The organism is Streptomyces sp. NPDC029164 (assembly GCF_055563995.1).
The window spans coordinates 1-19,626 of record NZ_JBVHWW010000031.1 but is presented as its reverse complement, the minus strand read 5'-3'; the positions used below and the strand labels follow the sequence as shown (position 1 = coordinate 19,626).

General features: G+C 69.8%; 20 protein-coding genes and 2 pseudogenes. 13 read left to right on the top strand and 9 right to left on the bottom strand.

Features of this window, described 5'->3' with window-relative positions:
- Positions 1-277 precede the first annotated feature (277 nt).
- The 5 genes and pseudogenes from ACZ4VT_RS27190 (at position 278) to ACZ4VT_RS27170 (ending at position 4,801) form a co-directional block, all read left to right on the top strand.
- Positions 278-751: a DUF4352 domain-containing protein gene (locus tag ACZ4VT_RS27190; protein ID WP_467953453.1), complete on the top strand. Its 474-nt coding sequence runs from the start codon at positions 278-280 to the stop codon at positions 749-751.
- A 125-nt stretch (positions 752-876) separates the two neighbouring features.
- A complete protein-coding gene (locus ACZ4VT_RS27185) occupies positions 877-2,208 on the top strand; it encodes a glycoside hydrolase family 18 protein (protein WP_467953452.1) in 1,332 nt (443 codons plus the stop codon).
- Between the two features lie 113 nt (positions 2,209-2,321).
- A pseudogene (locus tag ACZ4VT_RS27180) lies at positions 2,322-2,502 on the top strand (serpin family protein); the annotation flags it as partial.
- A 42-nt stretch (positions 2,503-2,544) separates the two neighbouring features.
- Entirely contained in the window at positions 2,545-3,888 is a 1,344-nt protein-coding gene (locus ACZ4VT_RS27175; protein WP_467953450.1) for an FG-GAP-like repeat-containing protein, read from the top strand.
- A gap of 229 nt (positions 3,889-4,117) precedes the next feature.
- On the top strand, positions 4,118-4,801 hold the full coding sequence (locus ACZ4VT_RS27170) for an alpha/beta fold hydrolase (RefSeq protein ID WP_467953448.1): 684 nt from the start codon (positions 4,118-4,120) through the stop codon (positions 4,799-4,801).
- 1,829 nt (positions 4,802-6,630) lie between these two features.
- Here the strand turns inward: ACZ4VT_RS27170 and ACZ4VT_RS27165 are convergent.
- The 4 genes from ACZ4VT_RS27165 to ACZ4VT_RS27150 form a co-directional block, all read right to left on the bottom strand.
- Positions 6,631-7,143, bottom strand: a complete 513-nt coding sequence (locus ACZ4VT_RS27165) for an EF-hand domain-containing protein (RefSeq protein WP_467953446.1) — start codon at positions 7,141-7,143, stop codon at positions 6,631-6,633.
- Between the two features lie 154 nt (positions 7,144-7,297).
- Positions 7,298-7,825, bottom strand: a complete 528-nt coding sequence (locus tag ACZ4VT_RS27160) for a DUF7779 domain-containing protein (RefSeq protein WP_467953444.1) — start codon at positions 7,823-7,825, stop codon at positions 7,298-7,300.
- A gap of 132 nt (positions 7,826-7,957) precedes the next feature.
- Positions 7,958-8,161, bottom strand: a complete 204-nt coding sequence (locus tag ACZ4VT_RS27155; RefSeq protein WP_467953442.1) for a hypothetical protein — start codon at positions 8,159-8,161, stop codon at positions 7,958-7,960.
- Positions 8,162-8,290: 129 nt separating this feature from the next.
- Positions 8,291-8,908, bottom strand: a complete 618-nt coding sequence (locus tag ACZ4VT_RS27150) for a hypothetical protein (protein ID WP_467953441.1) — start codon at positions 8,906-8,908, stop codon at positions 8,291-8,293.
- 329 nt (positions 8,909-9,237) lie between these two features.
- Here ACZ4VT_RS27150 and ACZ4VT_RS27145 point away from each other — a divergent pair, with 329 nt between their 5' ends.
- Both ACZ4VT_RS27145 and ACZ4VT_RS27140 read left to right on the top strand, forming a co-directional pair.
- Positions 9,238-9,363 carry a hypothetical protein gene (locus tag ACZ4VT_RS27145; protein ID WP_467953440.1) on the top strand — a complete coding sequence of 42 codons (126 nt, stop codon included), beginning with the start codon at positions 9,238-9,240 and terminating at the stop codon, positions 9,361-9,363.
- Between the two features lie 185 nt (positions 9,364-9,548).
- On the top strand, positions 9,549-10,073 hold the full coding sequence (locus ACZ4VT_RS27140) for a hypothetical protein (RefSeq protein WP_467953438.1): 525 nt from the start codon (positions 9,549-9,551) through the stop codon (positions 10,071-10,073).
- Between the two features lie 268 nt (positions 10,074-10,341).
- Here the strand turns inward: ACZ4VT_RS27140 and ACZ4VT_RS27135 are convergent, their stop codons facing one another.
- On the bottom strand, positions 10,342-10,557 hold the full coding sequence (locus ACZ4VT_RS27135) for a hypothetical protein (RefSeq protein WP_467953436.1): 216 nt from the start codon (positions 10,555-10,557) through the stop codon (positions 10,342-10,344).
- Here ACZ4VT_RS27135 and ACZ4VT_RS27130 point away from each other — a divergent pair.
- The gene (locus ACZ4VT_RS27130) at positions 10,547-10,732 is read left to right on the top strand and encodes a hypothetical protein (protein WP_467953435.1); all 186 of its coding nucleotides are present in this window, start codon (positions 10,547-10,549) and stop codon (positions 10,730-10,732) included. The genes ACZ4VT_RS27135 and ACZ4VT_RS27130 overlap by 11 nt on opposite strands.
- Positions 10,733-12,166: 1,434 nt before the next feature.
- Here ACZ4VT_RS27130 and ACZ4VT_RS27125 read toward each other — a convergent pair.
- The gene (locus tag ACZ4VT_RS27125) at positions 12,167-12,583 is read right to left on the bottom strand and encodes a DUF5958 family protein (protein WP_467953434.1); all 417 of its coding nucleotides are present in this window, start codon (positions 12,581-12,583) and stop codon (positions 12,167-12,169) included.
- Positions 12,584-12,854: 271 nt separating this feature from the next.
- On the opposite strand from ACZ4VT_RS27125, the gene ACZ4VT_RS27120 reads away from it, so the two are divergent.
- Both ACZ4VT_RS27120 and ACZ4VT_RS27115 read left to right on the top strand, forming a co-directional pair.
- Positions 12,855-13,439: a HEAT repeat domain-containing protein gene (locus ACZ4VT_RS27120; protein WP_467953433.1), complete on the top strand. Its 585-nt coding sequence runs from the start codon at positions 12,855-12,857 to the stop codon at positions 13,437-13,439.
- A 135-nt stretch (positions 13,440-13,574) separates the two neighbouring features.
- A complete protein-coding gene (locus tag ACZ4VT_RS27115) occupies positions 13,575-13,697 on the top strand; it encodes a hypothetical protein (RefSeq protein ID WP_467953431.1) in 123 nt (40 codons plus the stop codon).
- Positions 13,698-13,919: 222 nt separating this feature from the next.
- Here the strand turns inward: ACZ4VT_RS27115 and ACZ4VT_RS27110 are convergent, their stop codons facing one another.
- A complete protein-coding gene (locus ACZ4VT_RS27110) occupies positions 13,920-14,690 on the bottom strand; it encodes a 2OG-Fe dioxygenase family protein (protein ID WP_467953430.1) in 771 nt (256 codons plus the stop codon).
- A gap of 466 nt (positions 14,691-15,156) precedes the next feature.
- Between ACZ4VT_RS27110 and ACZ4VT_RS27105 the strand changes: the two genes are divergently transcribed.
- Positions 15,157-15,654, top strand: a complete 498-nt coding sequence (locus tag ACZ4VT_RS27105) for a hypothetical protein (RefSeq protein ID WP_467953429.1) — start codon at positions 15,157-15,159, stop codon at positions 15,652-15,654.
- A gap of 486 nt (positions 15,655-16,140) precedes the next feature.
- On the opposite strand, the gene ACZ4VT_RS27100 is transcribed toward ACZ4VT_RS27105, so the two are convergent.
- Positions 16,141-16,410, bottom strand: coding sequence for a hypothetical protein (locus ACZ4VT_RS27100; RefSeq protein ID WP_467953427.1), 270 nt, complete (start codon positions 16,408-16,410; stop codon positions 16,141-16,143).
- Between the two features lie 538 nt (positions 16,411-16,948).
- Between ACZ4VT_RS27100 and ACZ4VT_RS27095 the strand changes: the two genes are divergently transcribed.
- Positions 16,949-17,335 carry an LppU/SCO3897 family protein gene (locus ACZ4VT_RS27095; protein WP_467953426.1) on the top strand — a complete coding sequence of 129 codons (387 nt, stop codon included), beginning with the start codon at positions 16,949-16,951 and terminating at the stop codon, positions 17,333-17,335.
- 869 nt (positions 17,336-18,204) lie between these two features.
- Here ACZ4VT_RS27095 and ACZ4VT_RS27090 read toward each other — a convergent pair.
- A pseudogene (locus ACZ4VT_RS27090) lies at positions 18,205-18,968 on the bottom strand (transposase).
- A 94-nt stretch (positions 18,969-19,062) separates the two neighbouring features.
- On the opposite strand from ACZ4VT_RS27090, the gene ACZ4VT_RS27085 reads away from it, so the two are divergent.
- Positions 19,063-19,443 carry a DUF6221 family protein gene (locus ACZ4VT_RS27085; RefSeq protein WP_467953424.1) on the top strand — a complete coding sequence of 127 codons (381 nt, stop codon included), beginning with the start codon at positions 19,063-19,065 and terminating at the stop codon, positions 19,441-19,443.
- Positions 19,444-19,626: the final 183 nt, after the last annotated feature.

Here is a 19,626-nt window from a genome sequence, read left to right as displayed (position 1 = left end):
TCTCCTGGGCCGCCCTTGGGCTGCCCTTGGGCCTTTCGCGGTCTGCCCCGCGCCGATCCCGAGCGTGGCGCCCAGCCTACGGGGCCGGGGCGGCGGGGCAGTGGGACGGCGCGGGTGGCGGGGGCCGCGGGCGCGGAGGATCGTGAGCAGGGTGAACCGTGCGACGGGGGGTTCCTCCGTGCCCCGGAGCCGGGAGACGGGCCGCCCGGGCCGCCCTGGCCGCCTACGCCGCCCCGGCCGTGCGGCGCGGCGTTGCGGCCGCCTCCGCGGCGCCCTGGTGGCGCTCGCCCTCCTCACGCCCGCCCTGTTGGGCGCGGCCCCCGGCGGCTCCGGCGAGACGATTTCCCTCGCGGGGAACGAACCCGGCCAGCGGCTCGACGTCACACTGACGCAGGTGGTCGACCCCGCGAGTCCGACACCCGGCACCCCTGCCGAGGCCGAGGCCGACGCCGACGGGCCGGATCGGCTCCTCGCCGTCCGGTTCCGGCTGGAGAACTCCGGTACCGCCGTCTACCGGGACTCCCCCGCACCGGCCGCGCACCTGCTCGACGCCACCGGCCAGCGGTTCACCGGGCTCAACGTCCCCACGACGGCGGGCGCGAGCTTCCCCGACACCGTCACGCTCGACCCCGGCGGGACGGCGGAGGGCTTCGTCACCTTCCGGCTCCCCGAGGACGCCGACCCGGCCGCGGTCCAGTTCGCCCTCAACACCGGCCTCGCCGACGACGTCGGCCAGTGGAGCCTCCCGTAGGGCTGCACTCCCTGGCGGCGGTCGAGTTTCGGCCGCCCCCTTGACCGCTCTGGTCCAGACCAATAGTTTCCGGCATGCACAGCGCACGCGCTCACGCCCCCTTCCCGCCTCCGCAAAGGAAGCCCATGCGCCGCAGCATGCTCGGCAGACTGGCCGTCGCCGCCTGTTCCCTCTCCCTGCTCACCGCCTTCGCGCCCGCCGCCGGTGCGGACGGCGGCGGGGCGAGCGGAGCCGGCCGCTCGTACAAGAAGGTCGGTTACTTCACCCAGTGGGGCGTCTACGGGCGGGACTTCCAGGTCCAGGACCTCGATGCGAACGGCTCCGCCGGCAAGCTCACCCACATCAACTACGCCTTCGGCAACGTCAGCCCGCAGGGCACGTGCTTCACCGGGAACGTGCCCGGCGAGGCCGACGCCTGGGCCGACTACGTCCGGCCCCTGGACGCCGCGAACTCCGTCGACGGGGTAGCCGACACCCCGGAGCAGCCGCTCGCCGGCAACTTCAACCAGCTGCGCGAGCTCAAGGCCAAGCACCCCGGCCTCAAGGTGCTGATCTCGCTCGGCGGTTGGAGCTGGTCCACCCACTTCTCCGACGCCGCCCTCACCCCCGCCTCCCGCAAAGCCTTCGTGGCCTCCTGCATCGACCTCTACATCAAGGGCAACCTCCCGCAGGACGGCAGCCGGGGCGGTGCGGGTGCGGCCGCCGGCGTGTTCGACGGGATCGACCTCGACTGGGAGTGGCCCGGTTCCACGGGCGACACCGATACGAAGTTCCGGCCGGAGGACAAGCGCAACTTCACGGAGCTCGTCAAGGAGTTCCGCAACCAGCTCGACGCGTACGCGAAGAGCCAGCGCAGGAAGACGAAGTACGAGCTGACGGCGTTCGTCCCGACGGCGCCCGCCAAGATCGACGCGGGCTTCGACGTCCGCCGGATCATGCGCGACCTCGACTTCGTGACCCTGCAGGGCTACGACTTCCACGTCTCCGGCGAGCCGAAGACCGCCCAGCAGTCCGCGCTCCACGCCCGGGGCGACTTCAGCGTCGACGGCACGGTGGACGCCTGGCGCCTGCGCGGCGCGCCCGCGCACAAGCTGGTGATGGGCATGCCGTTCTACGGGCAGGGCTGGACCGGCGTCAGCGGCGGCGGGGACGGCATGGGACAGCCCGCCACGGGCCCGGCGCCGGCCACCTGGTCCGCCGGGTACGAGGACTACAAGGCGCTGAAGAAGCTGGCCGACTCCGGCACCTACCAGGTCCACCGGGACCGGCGCGGGGGCCATGCCTGGCTGTTCGACGGCACCACCCTGTGGACCTACGACGACCCGCAGGTGCTGCGCGCGAAGACCGGCTACGTACGCGAACACGGCTTGGGCGGCGCGATGTTCTGGTCGCTCGACGCGGACACCGCCGACGGCGAGCTGATGACGGCCGTGGACCGGGGGCTGCGCGGTCACTGACCGCCGCCGCCACCGCCCTACCGGCCCCACGGGCCGACCCCCACCGACCGGCGCCGCCGGGCCGCGGAAATCCATCCGGCCCGGCGGTGTCCCTCCACGTACGCTCCCCCCGCATGAGGAGCTCGACGGTACGGGCGGTCAACCAGCTGACGACGCGTTGGCCCGCGCAGGCCCCCGGCCGGGGACACGAGCACCGTGTTCACCGCGGCCGGGGTCTGGCCGCTGCTCGCCCTGCTCGCGGACGGTTCAGGCGGCCCGGCCCGCACCGAACTGACGCAGGCCCTGGGCATACCCCACCGGGTGTCGCACGAGCAGCCGCTCTGATCATGTGAGCGTATGGCCCAGGCCACCCCCCTCGACGCGGAGCGCGGCACGGGTTCGGCCCCCGGCGCTTCCGCACCCGGGGCCCGGGATACGGCCGCCGCTCCGGCGGACGTACCCAAGGGGGTCTATTTCGAGGGACTTCCCATGGTCGGAACGTTCTTCCACGACAAACAGCCGCTCGGAGGCGACACGTACTGCACGGGCAGTGTCGTCCGCAGCAAGGGCAAGAATCTCGTGCTCACCGCGGGCGACTTCGCCTTCGTCACGGTGACCGCGAACGACAAGGGACTGCCCGAGAACGTCACGGGAGCCCTCACCTTCACCCCCACGTCTTCGTACGAGCACAACGTGACAGTGGTCGGATACCCGTCCAGTGGCTCGGTCAACAGCAAGCACCAGGCCATCAAGTGCGACGTCCCCACCACCCGGCTCTACGGGTTCCGGCAGCTGAAGATGGAGTGCGGAGGCTACTACGGCGGCGTCTCCGGCAGCCCGTGGATCAAGGGATACAATGCGGCTGCCCGCACCGGCCAAGTGGTCGGCAACATCGGCGGATACAACGGCGGCGGCAACGATTCCGACGCCCACTGGATCTCGTACTCGCCGCTCTTCGGCAAGGACGCCCAAGACCTCTACGACGACGCGGACAACGGCATCGGGCCCGACAAGGTCCACCGGCCCGACTACCAACCCCCGACGGACAGCCCCATCCTGCCCGGCAGCGGCGAGACGTGGAAGCACGCCAAGCAGATGGCCTCCGGCGACTTCACCGGCACCGGACACAGTGACCTGCTTGTCATCTGGACCTACGGCGAGACCACCCTCTACCCCGGGGACGGCAACGGCGGCTTCCGGCCCGAACGCCAGCTCCTGGCACCCAACGCAGGCTGGAAGCCTGTCGCCACCATCACCGCCGGCGACTTCACCGGCACCGGAGAGTTCGACCTCATGGTCCGCTGGGACGACGGCAGGATGACCCTGCACGGCGACGTCGGCTCCAACGGCCTCGGCGCCGGCACCGAAATGGCCCCCTCCGGATCCATCTGGAGCCACGCCACCCAGATAGCCGCCGGCCGCTTCAACGCCACCACCTACGTCACCGACCTCATGGTGCGCTGGTCCGACGGCGAACTCAGCCTCTTCACCAACGTGAGCGCCGGCACCCTGGGCCAGGAGTACAAGCTCAAGGACCCCAACAGCACCTGGAAAAACGCCACCCTTCTGACCGCCGGGCAATTCTCCGGCAACCAGAAATGGGACCTCATGGTCCGCTGGAGCGACGGCGAGACCACCATGCACAAGGACACCCGAATGAACAACCTCGGAAGCGAAATCATGATCGCCCCACCCGCTTAGGCACGCCAGCAGGCACGTGCGTGCGCAGGCCGGCTCCCGGACGGCCTGCGTACTCTCCCCGGCCCAAGGGCCGGGGGCCGGTTTGGCGCGGAACAGCGACCACAATGCCGCAGGCCGCCCTGGCCCTCACCGAAGACCGCCGCCGCAGCACAGGCGAGTTGAGCCCGTTGTCAGAGCCTCCCGATAGCGTCCCGGCAGTCAGATCCGACTCCTCTCCGGGAGAACAAACGTGGACATCCTGCTCATCGCCGGCCTGTGGCTCGACGGATCCGCGTGGGACGACGTCGTCCCCGAACTCACCACACTCGGCCACCGTCCCGTGCCACTCACCCTCCCAGGCCAGGGGGACGGCAGCACCTCCGCGACGCTTGACGACCAGCTGGCGACAGTGCTCGCCGCGGTTGACGCGGCGCCCGGGAAGCCCCTGGTGGTGGGGCACTCCGTCGCATCGAGCCTGGCCTGGCTGGCCGCCGACGCGCGACCGGAGAAGGTGGCCAAGGTCGCCCTGATCGGCGGCTTCCCCGCCGCTGACGGGCGGGCTTACGCCGATCTCTTCGCGATCGAGGACGGATTCATGCCCTTCCCGGGCTGGGGCCCCTTCGAGGGAGCTGACGCCGCCGACCTCGACCGGGAGACACGACACCGTCTTGCGTCCGCCGCTGTCCCTGTTCCCGAGGGGGTCGCCCGGGGAGTCGTGCGCCTGAGTGACAAGCGCCGCTTCGAGGTCCCCGTCGTGGTCGTCTGCCCCGAGTTCACCCCCGCCCAGGCTGAGGCGTGGATCGCCGCCGGCGAGAGCCCTGACCTCGCCCGCGCCACCAGCCTCGAGTACGTGGACCTCGACTCGGGTCACTGGCCCATGGCCACCTTCCCCCGCGATCTCGCACGCGTCCTGGCGGAGGCCGCGAGCTCGTGAGCAGCCCGATCTCCCTTTCGGAGAGTGTCCTTGCTTCGCCGCACCATCTGCGGGAGAAGCGGGAGGTCAACACCGTGACCCTTCGCTACGCGGATGTCCCGGACGTGCTGGTTTGCGGATGTCGAGGGGAACCCCTGACCCCTGACGAGGTGGTGCAGGCCCTGCCTGCGGACGAGCCGGGCTGGTCGTGCACGAGCTGTCCTTCGCCAGCCCGGAGGGCACGCGGAGGCACGCGCAGCTGCTGATCTTCTGGATGCCGCCGAACGCCAGTGCACGAGGAGGCTTACACGGCCGGGTACACCGCTTACCTCGCCGACGTTCACGTCCACCTCACCGCCCGGCGCGCCGGCCAGCTCGACTACCGACGGCTCGTCGCCCTGGCCGGCTGAAGACGCTGCGGCCGCTGTCGCCGGAAGCCTGGCGCACCGGCGGCCGCAGCGCGCGTTCCGCGCGGCGCCCGCAGCCCCTCGCCTCGGGCGGGGCCCGCCCTTCAGGTGAGTTCCGTAGCGCTCCACTACCCGCCACGCGAGGTCGGCGGGTCCCAGGCCCGTCTTCCCCCGGCTGGGTCGGCCGGAGTGGCAGGGCTCGCACAGGGCGACCCTGCGGGCGATTCCGGAAGCCGGGTGGAAGGTGACTGTGAGGGCCGGATCGGCAAGGACCTGGTCCTCGTCCGGACACAGGTGGCAAAGCGGGGCAACGGCAATCAGGCGGCGCGGCCCGGCGCTCGTCGTGCGGGAGGCCGAGGTCTTCACCAGGGTCCAACGATGTTGCCGAACGCGCGTGACCCGACGGCGTTCAGGAGGAGGCTGGCTACGTAGGCGACTTACAGAAACGGTTGCCTCCGGATTCGGGGAACGGCCGCGCCCGGTTGCTGCGGAAGATGTCGGCGAGAAGCAGGAACGGTGTTCTGTGCGTGGCGGGCGACGGCGCCCCACAAGGGCGCGCGCTGGCCGAACCCGCCGCCCCTGAGACGCATCAGGAGAGCACCCATTGGGGCGGGTGTCCCGGGCAGGTGAAGACGTGGAGGTCTCGGTCACGGCCGAAGCGGAGCCGGGTGGGCTGGGCGACGGACCGGCCGCCCCGGACCGAAGCCATCCCCTGCAAAGACGGATCGCGGTCTTCCAGCGGCATCCAGCTGTGCGAGTCGGGGTCCATCTCCCCCCGGCTGTCAGCAAGAGCCACATCGGAGCGACACAGGACGCGCACCTGATGTCCATCTGGCCCGTCGACGCCCAGCTGGGAAAGCCGCCGACCCGCCAGCGGGCGGGATTGAGAGAGCGCCCTGATAGTTCGGTGCGTCACGGCCGACTTCAGCCGTCTGGGCATCGTCCCAGGCGTCGATGCGGGCGATCAGAGCTGCGGGCAGCGTGTCGTCCTCCGCCCACGGATAGGTGTCCACCTCCTCGGGGGGCACGACACAGGGTTCGGGGAGTTCGGCCTCCCACGGGAGCAACGGCACTTCGGGCGCGGCGGCAAGGAAGTGGTCCGCACGCTCGGTCTGCGCGGCCTGCCGCCACTGCAGGAGGTACCGGCGCTCCAGGTCCGGGCTGTGGGCGAGCGGGCAGCGGAAGAGCTGCACCAGGTCAGCGCCGCCGGGACCGGCGGCCAGGCCGGGGACGTCCCGGCCGAAGAAGTGGGCGAGCCCCACGAAGGGCACCGGCCCACCCTCCCCCGGGCTGCCGGTCTGGCCGGCGTTGTCCTGGTCATACGCGGAACGTACGTGGCTGGAGCACGTCACGCGAACGGGTAACCGCGAACCCTCCCGTGAAGACACCAGGTCTGGAAGAAGGCCAGGCGGTGGTGTATCCGCAGAGCCGCTGGTCCCCCGGTCAGTTGCCGGCCTCCGCGTGGAGAGCCCGCGCCATGGGAGAGGATCCGTCAGTGACGAAGGAACGGATCTGTGCCAGGTAGGCGTCTCGATCGACACGGCCGTCACTGTCGTCATCCAGCGCGTCGAACGCCGAACCGGCATTGTCTGCGGGATTGCCCAGGGCATGGCGCAGCCGGGTGAACTCCGCCCGGTCGAGATGGCCGTCGCTGTCGGCGTCGGCCAGGTCGAACAGGGAGCCCAGAGCCGGCCTGCACACCTCGTCGAAGGCCTCCGCGCCCGCCCACGCCTCGTACTCCGTGAAGGTCACCCGGCCGTCCTGGTTCGCGTCCATCGACGCGAACACCCTCTCGTGCGCGGTGCGCGCCAAGGACAGGAGCGGGTCGTCACCGGCCCGGCCCAGGGCCGCTGCCGCGCGTTCGGGCCGGGCAAGGTACTCCTGCCGGGAGATGACCCCGTCGCCGTCGACGTCCAGCATCGAGAAGATGTGCCGCTTGGCCGTGATGGTGTCCACCCGGACCCTCATTTCCTGCGCAAAGCCTGAGAAGCAGCGGGCGCCGCTCTCGCACCGGAAACGATCAACCCGGCACCAGGTCACGCAGTGCCGGCGGCCCGGGATCCGCTCCGGCGAAACCGAAACCAACAGGCGGACGCTGGGGGGCGTGCCGTTACCGGTCCTGCGCGGTCAGGAGCAGGACCAGGGCCTTGGAGCGGGTGGTGCCGAGGGCGGTGGCCACCGCTTCCGCGGACAGGCCGTCGTCGCGCAGCGAGTCGGCGGCCTTCCGGCTGGCCCGGGTGGCGATCCGCTCCAGCACACCGGCGGCGCGCAGCGCGGCCAGCGGCGTGTCCGCGGCGGTGGCGGTGGCGGTCAGCTGCTCGGTCATCTCGTCGGCGGCGGTCCGTGCGAGCTGGTCGCACTGATCGGGGGTGAGGGGGGCGCGGATGGCGCGTTGGATGAGCTGGTGGATGCGGACGGCCTGGTGGGGTTCGTCGGGAGAGTGGTCGATCAGGCTCAGACGGTGCAGAGCATGCAGCACATCCGTGGTCTCCTCCACAGTGACCACGGGGGTTTCCTGGGCGGGGCTGCCACCGTGCCGGGAGGTCCGATGGGTGGCGAGGTGGTTGAGGGCCGGTTCGCTGGTGAGGACTGAGCGGGGGATGCCGTTGGGGTCGAGCATGGAGGCGAGCTGGAGCATCGGGCGGGCCAGGCCAGTGGGACGGAGTTTGCGCGCTCCAGGGACAGGGACCAGGCCGCGGCCACGGTGGTCGGCTGGTCGTCGGGCAGGCTCCCTGGCTCGGGGAGCAGGTCGGCGAGTTGGCGTGCGCGGTCAGCGAGGCGGACGCGGTAGCCGGTAGCCGGCGGCGTCCAGGTGGGTGTCGACAAGGTAGGCGGCGGCCTGAGACAGGGCGAGCGGCAGATGCCCGAGATCCTCGGCCAGCGCGGCGAGGTCTGCGGTGTTGTCGCGGCGCTCGTGTGATGCCAGGGCCTGCTGGAGATACGTGGTGGCCTCGGTCGGGGTGAACAATCCCACCGGGACCGGGCGGCCGTGAGCGATCCGGGCGGCATCGTCGGCGGCGGGTGGTGACCAGAGTCCGGCCCGTCTGGGCGGGCGGCCACAGGCCACGCAGGTCCCCCGGGTCGGCGACGTCGTCCAGGACGATCAGCCACCGCGCCGCTTGTGGGGTGGGCTTGGGTTCCAGCCGGGCCAGAAACGCCGCCGCGGCCCGTCCGGATCGGCCGGATCTTCCCGCAGGATGTCGGCAGCGGCCTGGGCGTAGGCGGCTATGACGGCTTGGCGGCTCGCCGCCGTGACCCACAAGAGGAAATCGATCTCCCCGTTCCCCCAGGCACCACGGGCATGGGCGGCGGCCAGCTGAGTCTTGCCGACCCCGCCCATCCCGGCCAGAACCTGTGCCGTCGTACCCGTGCCCGCCTCGGCTTCCTGTAGCCGCCATGCCTCGGCGCGCTCCTGGAACGCGCTGGCCCGCCGGGGAATGACACCAACCTGATGCGGCCACGAGGTAAGCGGACCCGACGCCGGCGACTGAACCTCCGGCCCGGCTACGGGGGCTGCGGCCGGGGTTGCCGTTCCCCTTGCTGGGGCCTGCGCTTGCTCCAGCAGGTCCCGCCAGAACCGCTCGCTCGGCCTCTCCCCAGCCCACTGGCTCCACAACTGGACCAGGGCGAGAACCTGCTCGCTGCTGGCCGCGCTGGGTACCGTCGCACGCTTCGGCGGAGCCGAGAGCCAGGCGCTGACCGCCTGAAACCGTACCGCCACCCTGTACTTCGTCCGCACCGTTGCGGCTGCGGCCTCCCGCCGGGAACCCGACAGGCCTGCGGCCTTGCGGGCACGCTGAGCACGTCCCTCGAGGGCGCGTAGTCGCACGTTTAACTCTCGTGCTGGATCTGGCATCTGCCCCCCCGTCGGCCGTGTCCGCCCCGTCCACCCTGTCCGTACCACCGCCGGCGGACACGGCGTTGACCTTCGGAGCCTAGAGGCCGCTCGTCCGGACCGTCAGTCCCTTCGGACACCGCCCCCGCCGGCCCCGAATCTCAGGTCAGCACCCAGCCGCCTGAGCCGGGCGCCACCACCCAAGGGGGCCCACGATGAAGAACAAGCGCACCATTCGCCGACTCGGCCGCACCGCGTTGTTCAGCGCCGTACGCGGCGCCGGCACCGCTGTCGGTTCCGCCGCGATCGCCGCCGTCATCTGGTGGCTCGGGAACCGCTGACACCAGCCCGTGTCACAGTCGTCGAAGGGAGGCTCTGGCCGCAGTTCCGTGAAACCTGGCTATGACGTGGGTCATCACAGTGGCGAAGTCAAACTTGTGGACCGCCCACTCCTCGTCCTTCAGAGGGAGGTGGATCGTCCGCGGAGTTGATCCGAATCCGTGGGCTGCCCAGACATATTGAGGACATGACAACCCACACGGCGCGCATCGATACGGCAGCGACAGAACGGCCTGTTCCCCGGTGGGCAGCCGGTGCAGCCCATGCGATGCCCTGGGTCGCGCTGCCCGTCTGCCTATGGCGTCTGCCCATCGCCTTCGGCTATGGCATGGGCGGGGAGGTCCTGCCACCCTCACCCTGGAACATCCCCTACGTCGTCGGACTCAGCGTCCTGTCCGAGGCATTTGCACTGCTGAGCTTCGGCTTGGTCCGCCGGTGGGGAGAGGTAGTGCCCGCCTGGATCCCCAAGCTCGGTGGCAGACGCATACCGCCCTTCGCAGCAATCCTCCCGGCGACAATCACTGGCCTCCTCTTCACCGCTCTGATGGTCCATTGGGCGTTCGGGGCCTTCCGCCTCGGCGGTGCTGACGGCTTCCCGTACGCCGAAGGTTGGGACGTGCTGGCGATGACGGTCAGCGGTCTGTTCACCCTGTGGGGCCCCTTGCTGCTGGCTCTGACGTTCGCGTACCACCGTCGGCGTCGCTCTCGCTGAGCGGGTACCCAGACGTTTCACGGAATCGCGGCCAGAGCCCGAAGGGAGGCCGCCTCCGTAGCCGCGGCCCCGGTGGAGCTGCTGCACGCGGACCGCCTCGATCGGAGTCGGCCCGCCGCCCGAATAGGCTCCAGGGTGGGCTGTTCTGTGGACGGGGCCCGCCCTGTGGACCACTCCTCTCGGACGGGCGCTCGTCGGGGTGGACTTCGCGGCGGAGCCGTATCGCGCTGGCTCCGTCTGCCTGTTGGGCAGGCAGACGGAAGATCGTTTATCTGTACACGGCGGCCGTCCTGGCGGTCGCCTCGGTCCTGTCGACAGCGGGGCCGGCGGCCGCGGACTCCAGTTCCTGCACCCACCACTTCTCCGGCCCCCAGGTCTGGATCCGGCTGGAGGGCTCCAACGTCTGGAACACCCCGACCGCGATCTGGACCAACCCGCCGAAGCACGTGAAGACGCGCCAGGTGTCGCTGTACGTGAACGGCAAGCGGTACGCCTTCGACAAGAACCCCGCGACGGCGACCCGGGTGGGCAAGACGCTCAGCTACACGTGGAACCACGACCGGTGGGACGCCGAATCGAAGATCTGCGTCCGCTTCAAGGACATCGACCGCGTGGCCTGCGAACGGGTGAAGGACATCGGGGACAGAGCCCAGTTCTAGGCGTTCCGCTGCTTGCGCTTGGTGACCGCCGCCTGGCCGTCAGCGCCAACGCCCGCCAGTCGGTGGCCCTGGGGTGTGCACCGTCGCGGCCTGCCCGCGGGCACAGCCGTCCAGCACCGATGCACACCGGGCGGCGCCGCGGCGGCCGCGCGAGGGTGCTTGGGGGCCGGGTACCGGTCCATGCCGCGGATCGGGCGGAGCTGCTCGGCGGTAGTCCACGTGTCGTACTCGGTCGGCTCGATGCCGCTGCTCCCGGCGGTGTGCCACAGGGGAACGTTGCCCGTTTCGAAGGTCAGGCGGCGTCCCCGGGGTGGCCGCCCGGGGCTGCTCTGCCGCTGTGGCGAGGACGTCGATCAGGCGCCGGAGCGAGTGCAACGCGGGATCGTCGGGGGCGACGTGGCACCGCAGGCTGTAGGCGCTTCCGCCCTCCAAGGCGTGGACCAGCCTCCCGGCGAAGACGGTGTCGCCCGCGTCGCGCACGGCGGCCCGTACGGACTCCTCGGTCCAAGCCATCCGTGCGAGGCCGGCGGCGAACTGCACTCGGCCTGGGCCGGGTGCCAGTGGCGTTCGTCGTAGTCGGTGAGCAGGGTCGTGGCGTAGCGCTCCACTACCCGCCACGCGAGGTCGGCGGGTTCCAGGTCCGTCTTCCCCCGGCTGGGCCGGCCGAGCCGCAGGGCGCGCACAGGGCGACCCGGCGGGCGATTCCGGAGGCCGGTTGGAAGGTGACTGTGAGGGCCGGATCGGCGAGGACCTGGGCCTCGTCCGGGGACACAGGTGGCAGAGCGGGCAACGGCAATCAGGCGGCGCGGCCCGGCGCTCGTCGTGCGGGAGGTCGAGATCTTCGCCAGGGTCCAACGATGTTGCCGAACGCGCGTGACGCGACGGCGGTCAGGAGGAGGCGGTACTCGGCCCGCTTGAGGCGGACGGTGAGGTGCTGCCGGCTGCCGGGCAGGGGCATCGTTCACCGACAGCCTCGCCCGCCCGGGCGAAGCGCGGCTCGCCGGATGCGGCCAGAAGGCCCAGGACGTCAGGCGCCGGGGTGGGCCGGCTTCTGCTGTGACTCCAGGAGTCGGGCGCGGCACTCCTGGCAGAAGGAGTTCTCTGGGGGAGGACCTGTGCTGCACAGCGGGTGTGTACGAGCCGATGCAGCTCAGCGCCAGTGCGGGCCACCATAGCGAGTGCACCATGTGTGGCGTCATTGCCGGATCGAGCGACACCAGGGATCCGGCCCGTATATGGCCCGACACGCTGCGACTTGCAGTAGGGCTCGGGCGGTTCGGATCCGCGAGCCGAGTGAGGTGCGTTCAAAAGCGGGGGTGGAAGATCTTGAACTTGGGCCATGGCCTGGTCGTGCGTCGCCCGCCAACGAGCAGGGTCTGCGCCATGGCCGGCGGCCAAAGCACCATCTTCAGAAGTCCACACAACCGTTGATGATCACGCGGTGGCCGTTCCTCGATCGGTTCCACTCGCCAACTGGTGCCAGGCATGACCACACCAGGGGGCGCAAAACCGCTCCCGGCGACGTTCGTCCGACACCCCCAGCAGCGCGACCAACAGCCGAAATGACTTCACCCGCTCGTCCTGCGGCAGATTGATGATCTTTTCCAGCTGTACGTTGAGCTGCCCACGCGTGATCAAAACCGCGGGGGTATACGTCGGCCGAAGGCCGGCGCGTCGCATGCTCTCGGGCCCGTCCTCCTCCATTGCGCGGGCTTGCATGCAATGTCCGCCCAGCTCCCGCAGGACCTCGAACTGGTTCTCAGCTGGCAGGGCTTCGAACCACTCGACACCCTGCTCGATCGGACGCAGGTCCTGCGCGAGCATGTTCAGCATGACCGTGCGCTCGTTCATCTGCCTCCCTCTGTGATCCGGCCGAGGCGAGTCGCGCCCGCGGGCCATCGAACCTGACCACGAAGCATGACTGGAGTACCAAGCGCCTGGTGCTTCGGGCTCCGGTACGCGCTGGCCGGGCCGTTCGCGATGCTGCGTAGGGGTTGAGCAGCCCCACAGCCGGTCCTCGCGAGCTGCTGGAACCGCCCTGTCGGTGCGGTCGGCTAGCGTGCGCTCGTGACCACACTCGAACTGGTTCTCGCTCTGGGGGCGGATGACCTGACAGAACGGGATGCTGCCGCTGCTGCCGCAGCTGATCTGGGGTCCTTTTTCGCTCCTACCGGTGCTGATCGGGCAACTGCAGGATTCTGGCTCGCCCGTGAGCGAGCCTGTCCTGCGTGCCGTCTTGCGCCGCATGGGCACGGAGGCGTTCGAGGCGGTGCTCGGTGCCCTGCAGACCTCGGCACCGGGAGAGGCGTCTCATCGATTGTTGGGGGCGTTCGCCGGTTTCGGGGCGGCGGAACTGGACGGCTACGTTGGCGCCCTCCTGCTTGACGATGCAACCCTGCGGCGAGCGGCTGTGACAGCGATCAGCCGCTGGCGCAGCGACGTGCCGACTGCCGCGCGACATGTGCTGCCGCTGCTGGGTGACCGGGCCGCGAAGGTCAGGCAGGCTGCGGTTCAGGCGTTCTCGTCGTGGGGACCCGCCGTGGTGCCGCTGCTCCAGGCGGTCCGCCTCAACGGTCCCGGGCAGTCGCGCGCGGGCGCTCTGGAATCCTTGGCGGAAATCGGCGGCGAGGCGGTGATCAGCGCCCATGACATCGCGGCACTGGAGCGGCTGGCCAGGATCGAAATCGCCGGCGGCATGCCGACGTAGAACACCTCCCTGACAGCACCGCACACCGCACCGGAACCCGGATCGCCAACCAGCGTGCCCGCCATGACCGACTCAACCCCGACCAACTCACCGCCTGGGCTCCGACGCCGGGGAAAGAGGTCGGGGCTCGCGCCCGTGGGGCACAGCACGCTGGAGGGCCGCGGCGTCGAGATCAGCTGCGTCGTGCTGAAGGTCACCGAGCACACCGCGACGGCCGGCGCCCGCGTCGCCGACGTAGGCGCGGCGAATCCCCCCTGAACGCCGAGGGCCACTGGACCTCCACGACCCGGACCTCGTACGACCACCGCCTCGTTGCGCCCCAGCGAGGCCGGAGCCCTGCCGCGACGGCTCCTAGTCTGCCCTTTCCTTCGCCGGGCCCCGCGACGGTGGGACGGCTTGCGGGAGCGCAGGGCGCCCGAGCGCCACGCGACGGTCAGCCGAGGACAGTACGCATACGTGCGGGCGCTGCTGGTGGCGGTGTCACAACTGGGGGACGTAGGGGGCGAGGCCGACGATGAGGATGGACCGTTCGCCCGGCCCTGGCTCGGAGCCCGTGCGGACCGGGCCGACGTAGTGGCTGACTCTGTGGTCGTGGACGGCGTAGCCATCCAGCGGGTCGGTGAGGGTGAAGTCGGCATGGATGTCGGCCCACGGGTCGTCGGGCTGGAGTCCTGCGCTGCCCGGTGTGGCGATGACGTTCTGCCCGCCGGTGACGTTGGTACGGCTGATCAGGTGGGCGAAAGTGAACGTGCTGGCTGAACCGCCGTCCTGGTGCAGGCAGTTCGGGGAAGAAACGGCGTCCTGGCCAGGACGGTCGACGCCGAGCCTGATCAGGTGCACACCAGCCCACAGCGGGCGTCTCCCCAGATTCTTCAGGGACAGGACCTGCTCAATGTCCCAGCGCAGGAGTCGCAACAGCAGAGCGTTGCCACGCAGCACCTCGGGGATGTCAGGGAGCACGCGCCGCTTCCGAGGGTGCTCAAGGTCGCCCTCACCCTGGGAGAAGTCGGTGACCGTACCGTGTACCGGGTCGGGGGTTCCGGGAATCCAGGACAGTTCGTCCTTCCACGGCAGGTACACGGCATGGGAGTACCGGCGGAACCGGTTCGTCCCCGGAGCGTACGGATCGGGCGGCAGATCCGCGCAGACCTTCCGGATCCTGGCCAAGTCCCCCGCAGCGGAGCCGGCCGGTTGGATGTCGAGTTGTGCAGCGCCGTAGCGGGCGAACCCGTGCTCGCGCAGACCGTTCATGACCTCACCCTGAGCCCCCGCATCAGCGTGTGGTCGCCGCTGCGGCACAGCCTTTTCCACGTTTCCTCCAACAGGTCACCTCCAGGGCCGTTCACCCACGGTCCGTGCCAGCCTTACACACTCCTCCCCCGTCACTCCGAAAGCGTTGGGCGAGGGCGGTTGGCCGTGACGCGTGGGCCTCAACTTGCGTGTCGCAGACCCGCCGGGGTCTAGGACTTGTCCGGCGGATCATGGCCGGGTCCGCGGCGTCTGGCGCGGCACCTCGCCGCGTTGCCGAAACGTCCCGACAGCCCCGGTCTCGCGGATGACGCGAGCGGTCCGGGCGGAGTAGGACGCGGCAGGCGACATTGACTGGCGGGTATCGGTCGACTCGACGATCGTGCGAGCCCACCAGCACGCCATGGAGGGCTTCCAACGGTGCTTCGGATCGGTCACCATGGAGGTCCGTCGGCGATCCGAGGGTGGGATGAGCGAGGGTGGGGACGCTTTGGACGGGCAATCGGAGCAGGCCGGACCCGCGCCGTGGCTGGCGCTGGCCTGTCTGGTTGGGCTGTTTCTGGCCTACGTCGTGCTGACGAACTTCACCGGGGAGCTGCGGGCGGCGCTGTGGGGCAAGCCCGGGACTGTTACCGAAGCCGGCTGCCGGACGTACGACAACACCGTGGCCAATGCGGGAACGTCGACGTCCTGCTCAGGCGCCTTCACCCCGGACGACGGCGGCTCGTCGTTCGACGTCCCCGTCGAGGGCGACATCGATTCGCAACCGGTCCGTGCGTGGCTGGTGGACGGTACGTCCGGCACCGCGTACGTCTCACCAACGGTGTGGGCGGGGGTGCTCCCGCTGGGGCTGTCCCTCCTCCTGGCCGGTCTCCCGGCGGCGGTGACGGTGAAGCGCGTGCGCCGCGTCCACGCACAGCGCCCTAGAGAGCCTCATCAAGGATCAGACCCAGAGTCGAGTGCGTGATCGACGACGAGCACGACGGGTTCAGCGAACACGTCACCTGGCTCGACATCGACAAGCCGGGCGCGGGCCTGCCCGACCTGAACGACCCCGTCACTACCGAACAGTAAGGGTTGGCGGGTCGAAGACGTAGTACGCGTGACAGTCTCCGTCCTTCTCGAGGTAGGCGGACTGAGGCTGATGACCGCGGGCGTGATCATCAGCGTGCTGTATACGGCCAGGGACTTGTTCAAGAGCCGTTTCAGCGGCTCCGGTACTGCGGGGTGGACATGTCCGGCGCAGCCTGATGAGCGCCGCCGAGGCGGGCAGTGCCTCCAGCTGCTCGCGCAGGCCGGGGTCGGTGCAGCGCAGCATCGTCGGGAGTGCGGTCGTGCTCGTCATGGTGCGGTGTTCCTTTTCTGTGCTGTGCCTGGTGAACCGGGTGCTCTCCAGGTGAGGGGGATCGTGTCGGCTGAACCGGACAGGGCCGTGCCGGGCGGCCTGGGGCGGTCAGTCGAGGTCGGTGGTGCCGGTGGCGGCGCGGGGCCGGTTGCGGGCCCACTTCTTGAGATCGCCGACGCGGTAGAGAAGTTCGGCGCCGCGCTTGTCGACCGAGCCGGGGAAGGCCGGGTCGTTGGCGCGGGCGTAGCGCAGGGCGGCGATCATGATGTCCGGCAGGTGGTGCTGGTGGGCCTCGCGCAGCCCGACCGCCAGGTCGTCGTTGTCTGTCGGGGCCTGTGCCCGGGGCCCCCGATGGGAACATTTCGCCGTAGCGTGCACGCAATTCCTCGCGTCCGCTCTCACCGGAGACTGCAGTCGACCGTCCTCTCGTCGTCCCTGTTTGCCCTGGCCACCCATCAATTCCGCCGCCTCGATGCCGCGTGACGATGCGGCACTCCGCCGGCCCCAACGGCTTCAGCGCGGTCCGAGCGGTCCGATGACGTACGTCTGCTGAGCCGGGCCGGGTCAGCGCCGGCAGGTCGGTCTCGCGAGCCTGTGTCGTATGGCGCAGGTCCCCGCCGATGCGGCTATCGGGCACCGCCAGACCCGGCTTGCGTGGGACAACCCGGCATCATGATCATCATGGGTCGGTTCTACCGGCTCCCGGGCCGTCGGGAACAGCCTCAGGCTCCGGCTTCACCCGCGCGGGCACCTCGATTCACCGTTGTGCTCCTCCGACCTCGGGGAACATCGGGCGCTGCGCACGCCCGCCCGGCCGCCGACAGCGGCGGCCGCTCGGTGATATAGCGTGCGCACGTCAACACGTGCGCACGTCAACACGCACCGCGCACACGGACGCACACCAGGAGACCGCTCCATGACCCAGCCGCCGCAGCTGTCCGCCCCGCCGGCCCAGCCGTCCCGGAGCCGGAAGGCGGGCATCGCGAAGATCGTCGTGATCGCCGCTGTCGTGATCGCCCTCGGCACCGGTGCGGTGTACTGGTTCGTCAGCCGCGATGACATCGACCGGGCCGAGGTCGGCGACTGTCTCACGAACGACGGGAACCTGATCTTCCCGGACCTGCGGGTGGTCGGATGCGACGGCGAGGACGCGGCGTTCAAGGTGGTCCGGGTGCTGCCCGACACCAAGGACACCTCCAGGTGCCAGGGTCTGACAGACATCGGCTTCAACGAGGAACTCGACAGGAACCGGCACCGCTCCGGCAAGCAGTACGTGCTCTGCCTCAACGGGATCAAGAGGTAGCGGCCACAGGCGTAAGTCGTAGCGGGGTGGGAGGGGGCAAGTCGGTGAGGGTGAACCAGACCTCGGACAGGAATTCCTCGATCTCGCCCAGCGTCAGGGAGTGGCCTGACAACGTCGCGACCGCGCCTCGACCGCCGACCGGGGCCTAGCTGGCAGCTGGGCCTGGTCCTCCTCCGTGCACGTCGGCACTTCGCAGGGGCCACGGAGCAGTGGGGGAAGAACTGGCAGGCAGAGGACTTCCGCCTGTGGGTCGACTGCCACGTCGAGGGACAACACGCCACTGCACGGCCACCCAGCAGGGTGAGCAACACCCTCCCCCGCCTCGGTGCGCCCCGACGCCGCCGCCCGGCAGCCGGCTTCGAGCCCGGCTACACACGACTCGGGCGGGTCAGTCGGCCGGTACACGCCGCGTCGGCCGTGGCCGTCAAAATGACCGCCACGGGTATGACCTGGGCTTTCTAACAGGCGCAGTGTGTACGCCTCTTCGACGCCGGTTCCGGGCAGGTCGCGCCGGGGCCGGGAACGCTGCAACGATCGCTGTCACCGCGGCGGGCACCCGGCGTTGCGGGCTCTCGCTTAGGTGATGACTGGCCCAGGCTGGCCCGTGCTCGGTTCATACGGCAGTGACGCCCTCGTGTAGGCAACACCTCCCGCGCACCGACACGCGGGACTAACCTGCCTGCATGCCTTGGTTAAGTTGACCAAGGCAAACCCTGGGGGGTGCCGTTTGAGCGGTGACAGAAGCGACGATGAGCCGGATCTTCCGCAGCCTGCTTCCAGGCAATCGTCTGAGCCTCCGCCTAAGGGCTGTCCCGTAAAGGGCGCTTGAGTCGGTGCGGACGTGGCTGTTCGCTGTGCGGCCCGCCTGCCTATCCGGCGAGGGCGAGGTTGTGTAGGCGCGCGATGCCGAGCATGGTGTGGTGGACTCCGTCGCCTTTGAGGCGGCAGTCTCGGAGGATCTTCCAGGTCTTCATGCGGGCGAAGACGTGCTCGACGCGGGCGCGGACCTGTTTGTGGGACCGGTTGTGGGCCTCCTTCCACTCGGGCAGGCCTTCGCCCTTGCGCCGGCGGTGGGGCATGACGAGTCCGGTGCCGAGATAGCCGCCGTCGGCAATCGTGGTGGTTTGCCGACAGCAGCTTTGGCACCGGATTCCTCCCATGCCTTGCAGTCGTTGCGGTTACCGGGGAGGGGGCGGCCGATCACCACGACGAGTCGGGTGTCGGCGTCGATGACCACCTGGTGGTTGGTGGAGTATCTGTAGTTCTTCGATTGCTCGGCGATGGTGTGGTCGCGGGTGGGTACCAGGGTGCCGTCGACGATGAGCACGGTGTTCTTGGCGAACCTCTTGCGGGGCTGGAGCGCGAGCATGGGCCCGATGTGGTCGATGATGCGGTCGGCGGCGGACTTCGAGACCCCGAACAGCGGGGCGAGCTGGCGCATCGTCAGGTTCGTGCGCCAAACCGCGACCAGCAGTACCCGGTCCTCAAGCGGAAGGCTCCAAGGCCGGCCCTTGCGGACCGAGTCCGCACCCTCGCGCCGCAGCATCGCTACTAGCTTCCCGAAGCAGCGCGGGCTCAGCCCCGCGAGCGGGGCTATCCAAGACGGCTCCGACGCCGTGATCACACCAGCCACAGCAAGATCATTTCAGCTCCGACCGGCGAGAGACAGCGTGCTCGCACGACAGAAATCAGGCGATGAGGCCAGGCGCGCCAGCGAGGATGTGCACATGAGTGAAGACCTGGTGACGTTCCTAAAGGCGCGGCTGGACGAAGAGGCCGACCTGGCCCGGCGCTGCGACGGTGACGGATGCGGGCGGTGGTCCGCCCACGGGCACACCGTCGATTTCTGTCAGATGGAGCTCGCAGGTTTCCACCCCACGATTGCCTTGCATGTGGCCCTGCACGACCCGGCCCGCGTTCTGCGTGAGGTCGAGGCCAAGCGACGCATCCTGGCCCGCCACGTCCTCAGTCCGGCCGTAGGCGACCCGGAACTACCGTGGGACGACCGCGATGACTGCCAGTTCGACGGAGACCCCTGGCCATGCGACGACCTGCTCGACCTCGCGTCGCCCTACAACGACCACCCTGACTTCCCCCGAAGTGCCTGAAGCGGCACAACCACGAGCAGAGCGCATGACGGAGGCGCCGCCCCGGGCACCGAGCCCGCCACTGGAGATCCTTTACGGGACAGCCCTTAGAAGCCATCTCATTTGGATGGTTGGGTAGGCTGTCGTTCGTGGTGGGGATTGTTGAGCGGCTGGTGCCGGATGAGTTGTGGGCGCTGTTCCAGC